This window comes from Halanaerobium sp. (assembly GCF_003070835.1).
Genome location: NZ_QBLR01000250.1, coordinates 1 through 5,165, shown reverse-complemented (window position 1 = coordinate 5,165; position 5,165 = coordinate 1). Strand labels below are relative to the sequence as shown.

Sequence of the window (5,165 nt, the reverse complement as noted above, 5' to 3'; positions counted from 1 at the left end):
ATTGAGTATGATAAATTTAAAAGTAGTTTTGCTTTTTATCATCAAAATAATTTACTGGCTCAAATGGAACTTTCAGTTCCGGGCGAATATAATCTCTATAATGCACTTGGAGCAGCTGCAGCTGCCTACAGCTTGAATATAGAAATTGAAGCAATCAAATCCGCTCTAAAAGATTTTAGTGGTGTAGGCCGCAGATTTGAATTAAAGGGAAGAATTAAGAATTCTCAGGTTGATCTGGTAGATGATTATGCTCATCATCCTACTGAAATTAAAGAACTTTTAAAAACAGTAAAAAATATGGATTATAAAAAAATTAGAGTGGTTTTTCAGCCTCACAGGTACAGCAGAACCTGGAAATTCATGGATGAATTTTCTGCTTCTTTTAGTGATGCTGACCAGGTATATTTAACAGACATTTTTTCTGCATCTGAAAAAAATAATCATCAAATATCTCTAACTGACTTTGCAGCCTCTATTACTGAAAACTCTAATGTTGAATGTCAGCACCTTGCTGATTTTGATGAAATAGCAGATAAATTATTAGCTGAATCTGAAGCAGGAGATATTATTCTTTGTGTTGGAGCAGGAGATATTACTGAGCTTTCAGATCTGATTTTAAAAAAAGATTAGTTTAATTTGATTTTAATTAGGTGAGGGATATTAATGGAGAAAAAATATCAGGTAGTTTTATTAATTCTGTTTTTTATACTTTTAACTTTTATTTCCTTTCTTTTTTCTCCTTTTTTTGATGTCAGGGATTTTATTTTTCACTCAAGAACTGAGTTTAATAGGAGTGAACTAAGAAGCAGTATCAATAAATTTTATGGTAAGAATTTATTGTTTTTAAATAAAGATGAATTAAAAAACAGCTTATTAAAACATGATTTGATTTCTTCAGTTCAGGTAGAAAAATCATTTCCATCAACCATCCATGTTGTAATAGAGGAAAGAAAGGCTGTAGCCTGGCTAAAAAATAATGACCAGAAATTAATCTTTTCCGCTGATGGGATTATTTTAGGAGAAGTAGATTTAAATGAAGAACTTGCTGTGCCTCAATTTGAAAATTTTCCTTATTATTTCAACAATAACAAATTGGAGTTACCTCATTTTACGGATGACATAATTAAGGTTTTAAATAACCTGGATTTTAACTTTTTAGCAAAGATAAAAAAAGTTAATTATCAAGATGATATCTATAAACTTTATCTGAAGCAGGGTGGGGGAGTTAATCTGGGTAGTAATAATGAACTGGAAGAAAAGTTTGCTATTTTAAATTCGATTTTGAAGAATAATCAGGACAATGAAATTGATTATATTAATTTACAGGTTACTAAACACCCGGTTATTAAATTAAAATAAAGATTATTTTGCTTAGAATAAAGGAATAATATAATTTATATTGAATTATTTAAATTGAGCCTAATTAATAAATAACTATAATATATGTTTGGACAAGAAAGGAGGTAGACTGTTGTGAAGAGAAGAAAAATAGTTACCGGACTTGATATCGGTACTACCAAGATTTGTGCACTAATAGCAGAAGTAAGTGGAGAAAATAATATAGAGATTGTCGGGATTGGTTTAGCTCCATCTAACGGCCTCCGCAAGGGAATTGTAGTTGATATAGATAAAACCAGCCATGCAATAAAAAGTGCTGTTCAGAAAGCTGAAAGAATGGCCGGTCAGAAGGTTGATTCCGCTTATGTTGGTATTGCTGGTTCACATATCAAGTCTATCAACAGTCATGGAGTAGTTGCAGTAACTGGAGATGAAAAAGAAATAAAAGAAAGTGATATAAAAAGAGTTATTGATGCAGCCAGGATAGTTCCTGTATCAGCTGAGGAAGATATTTTACATGTTCTTCCCAGAGAATTTATAGTGGATGGAAGTCCAGGTATTCAGGATCCCCTTGGTATGTCTGGGGTGCGTCTGGAAGTGGAAACTCATATTATTAAAGGTGCTTCCACTTCAATTCAAAATCTGGTTAAAAGTGTTTTAAGAGCAGGATTAAGTGTAGATGAGGTGGTTTTAGAACCTCTAGCTTCAAGTCAGGCAGTATTATCTGATGATGAAAAAGACCTTGGAGCAGTTTTAGTTGATATTGGCGGTGGAACAACTGATGTTATAGTCTTTCATGAAGGCAGTATAGCACATACTTCAGTTTTACCTGTTGGTGGTAATCATGTAAGTAATGATATTGCTGTAGGTTTAAGGACCCCTGTTTCTGAAGCTGAAAAAATTAAGATAATGCACGGTTCAGTCTTACCAGGAGAAATTGATGACCAGGAGAAAATTGAAGTTCTGGCGGCCAGTGGTAAAGAAAGAAAGAAATTATCACGCAAAATGTTATGCCAGGTGATTGAGCCAAGGATGACCGAAGTCTTTTCAATGATCAAAAAAGAATTGAATAGTGCAGGTTCTGCTGATCTTACGCCAGCAGGAATGATTCTAACTGGTGGAGCATCACTATTGGAGGGTTCTGAAAAATTGGCCTCTGATATTACTGAACTACCGGTAAGGATTGGAGAACCAGATTATGTTAGTGGACTTTCAAATGTTATTGATAATCCCGTATATATAAAAAAGGGTGATACCATACCACGAGCAATATTCTCTACAGCTGTTGGTTTGATAGAATTTGCTCTAGAAAATGGTGATGCAAAGAATAATAACCTTAGAAGTAATAGTAGTAATAATAGTAAAGAAATTGTAAGTGGATTTTTCAGTAAACTAAAGAGCTGGTTTAGTGAATTTTTCTAAAAGCAGGTCAGCAAAAAAATTAAAGCTTACATATTATCCTTAACGGGGAGGGAAAATTAGTGTTTGATATTGGAACAGAAATTGAACAGTTTGCAAATATAAAAGTAGTTGGTGTAGGTGGTGGCGGCAATAACGCTGTTAATAGAATGATTGAAGAGGGATTAGATGGTGTCGAGTTTATAGCAGTCAATACTGATGCTCAAGCTTTGATGGCTTCTAATGCTGGGGTCACAATTAGAATTGGCGAAAAAATAACCAGAGGTCTGGGAGCAGGTTCTGATCCTCAGATAGGGTTTGAAGCTGCAGAAGAAAATGTGGAAGAAATTGCTCAGGCTATTGATGGTGCTGATATGGTATTTATAACTGCTGGTATGGGCGGTGGAACCGGTACTGGAGCCGCTCCTGTTGTTGCAGAAGCTGCCAAAAAACAGGGAGCCCTTACAGTTGGAGTTGTAACTAAGCCGCTGACTGTTGAAGGTAAAAAAAGAATGAACAATGCTATTTCAGGTATTGAAGAATTGAAAAATAAGGTTGATACCTTAATTGTAATTCCAAATGATCGTCTGCTGGAAGTTGCTGAAAAGCAGACAAGTTTAATGGATGCCTTTAAAATTGCTGACAATGTCTTAAGACAGGGTGTGCAGGGTATTTCTGACTTAATTACTATTACAGGTATTATTAATCTTGACTTTGCAGATGTAAAAACTATAATGACTGATGCAGGGTCTGCTTTAATGGGAATTGGTAAGGCTGATGGAGAAAACCGAGCAACTGAAGCTGCAAAACTTGCCATTGCTTCTCCATTACTGGAGGCTTCTATTGATGGAGCTCGTGGTGTATTACTGAATATTACCGGTGGAATGGATTTAGGTATTCATGAAGCTAATGAAGCAGCCAGAGTAATTCAGGAAGTTGCAGATCCAGATGCAAATATTATTCTGGGAGCTGTAATTGACGAAGAATTAGATAGTGAAGTCAAAGTTACAGTAATAGCAACTGGTTTTGATTCCGGTTCTCCTAAAAAACGAATTGAGAATAGTTCCAGTTCTACTGGAGAAGAAATGCCGGAAGAGGAATTTGAGATGGAGAGTTTTTCTGGCGATGATCTTGATATACCGGCTTTTTTAAGAAATAAAAAAGGATAATAATAATTAAATCCTGATGTTAAAACATCAGGATTTAAATTATCTTTTTCTTTTAAGGTGATGCTGATGAAAAAAAACAATTCTACTAATTTTAAACCCTTTGTAATACTATTTATTTTAATAATCGCTTTAATTATTGGGGTCCAACTCTTTGGTGCAGCCCGGTTTGAAACAATGCTTGCTGCACAGGGAGAGGTTATTGATGGTTTCTGGTCAAATGTGTTAATTGTAAGAGATGAAGATGTTGTTAAAGCACCTATATCAGGCAGAGTTGAACTGCTGGCTGGAGAGGGTGACCGACTTGCTTCAGGAATAAAACTGGCAGAAATCAAAGCTTCTAATCAGCAGCAGAAGATATTTAATAAAAAAGCAGGTCTGGTTAGTTTTGCTGTTGATGGACTGGAAAATGAAGTGAATATTGATAACTTGAATCAAATTGACCTGTCAAATTTTGAGGATTTAAATGGAAATTATAAACATCTTTTATCAGGAGACCGGATAAAAAAAGGTGAAAATTTATATAGAATTATTAATAATTTTAAACTTTATCTAGTAGTAGAAATCCCAGAATCGCAGACTGATAGATTTAGGATTAATGAATTAATTTTTTTAAAGCAGAAAAATTCGGATAAACTTATTGAAGCTGAAATAATTGATATTCGTCAAAATCTTGACCGCACCTTCTTTTTTATAGAAGTGAAGCAATTTATTCCCCGCTGGATAAATAGGAGAAGAATTGATTTAAATATTATAAAAAATATTTATCGTGGAATAAAGATACCCCGCAGGGCTGTTTTTAATCAACCTTCTGGAAGAGGTGTACTCAAAGTGAGCGGCTATAATAAATATGAGTTTCAGGAAGTAGTAATTATTAATGGAAATGACGAATATGTGATTGTCAGCGGTTTAGAAATTGGAGAAGAAGTTATTACAAATCCTGAAGACTTCGATTACGGCAGGGAGGCTTAGATTAATGCAGAAAGAAAAATTAACTAATAATTTAAACCAGGTCAAAAAAAATATAAAAAAAGCAGCAGCTAAAGCTGGGAGAGATTTTAGAGAAATAAAGCTGCTTGCTGTAAGTAAAAATCAGGATATTAAAGCTATTAAAATTTTAGCTGAAGCCGGTGTAAAAATTTTTGGTGAGAATAGAGTGCAGGAGCTTGAAGAAAAAAATGAAAAGTTATTAGCAGAAAATATTGATCTTGACTGGCATTTTATTGGACATTTACAGAGAAATAAAGTAAAATATCTAATGAG

5 protein-coding genes and 1 pseudogene are annotated in these 5,165 nt (G+C 34.1%); all 6 read left to right on the top strand.

The window, feature by feature from the left end:
• On the top strand, positions 1-630 hold a 630-nt coding region (locus tag CI949_RS16600), incomplete at its 5' end, for a glutamate ligase domain-containing protein (protein ID WP_290768371.1).
• Between the two features lie 33 nt (positions 631-663).
• Positions 664-1,359: a cell division protein FtsQ/DivIB gene (locus CI949_RS16595; protein ID WP_290768369.1), complete on the top strand. Its 696-nt coding sequence runs from the start codon at positions 664-666 to the stop codon at positions 1,357-1,359.
• Between the two features lie 114 nt (positions 1,360-1,473).
• Positions 1,474-2,760: a cell division protein FtsA gene (gene ftsA / locus CI949_RS16590; protein WP_133530253.1), complete on the top strand. Its 1,287-nt coding sequence runs from the start codon at positions 1,474-1,476 to the stop codon at positions 2,758-2,760.
• 59 nt (positions 2,761-2,819) lie between these two features.
• On the top strand, positions 2,820-3,905 hold the full coding sequence (ftsZ, locus tag CI949_RS16585) for a cell division protein FtsZ (protein ID WP_133530252.1): 1,086 nt from the start codon (positions 2,820-2,822) through the stop codon (positions 3,903-3,905).
• Between the two features lie 66 nt (positions 3,906-3,971).
• Complete coding sequence (locus CI949_RS16580; protein ID WP_290768366.1) at positions 3,972-4,874, top strand: HlyD family efflux transporter periplasmic adaptor subunit; 903 nt, start codon at positions 3,972-3,974, stop codon at positions 4,872-4,874.
• Positions 4,875-4,878: 4 nt separating this feature from the next.
• Positions 4,879-5,165, top strand: a pseudogene (locus tag CI949_RS16575) (YggS family pyridoxal phosphate enzyme); the annotation flags it as partial.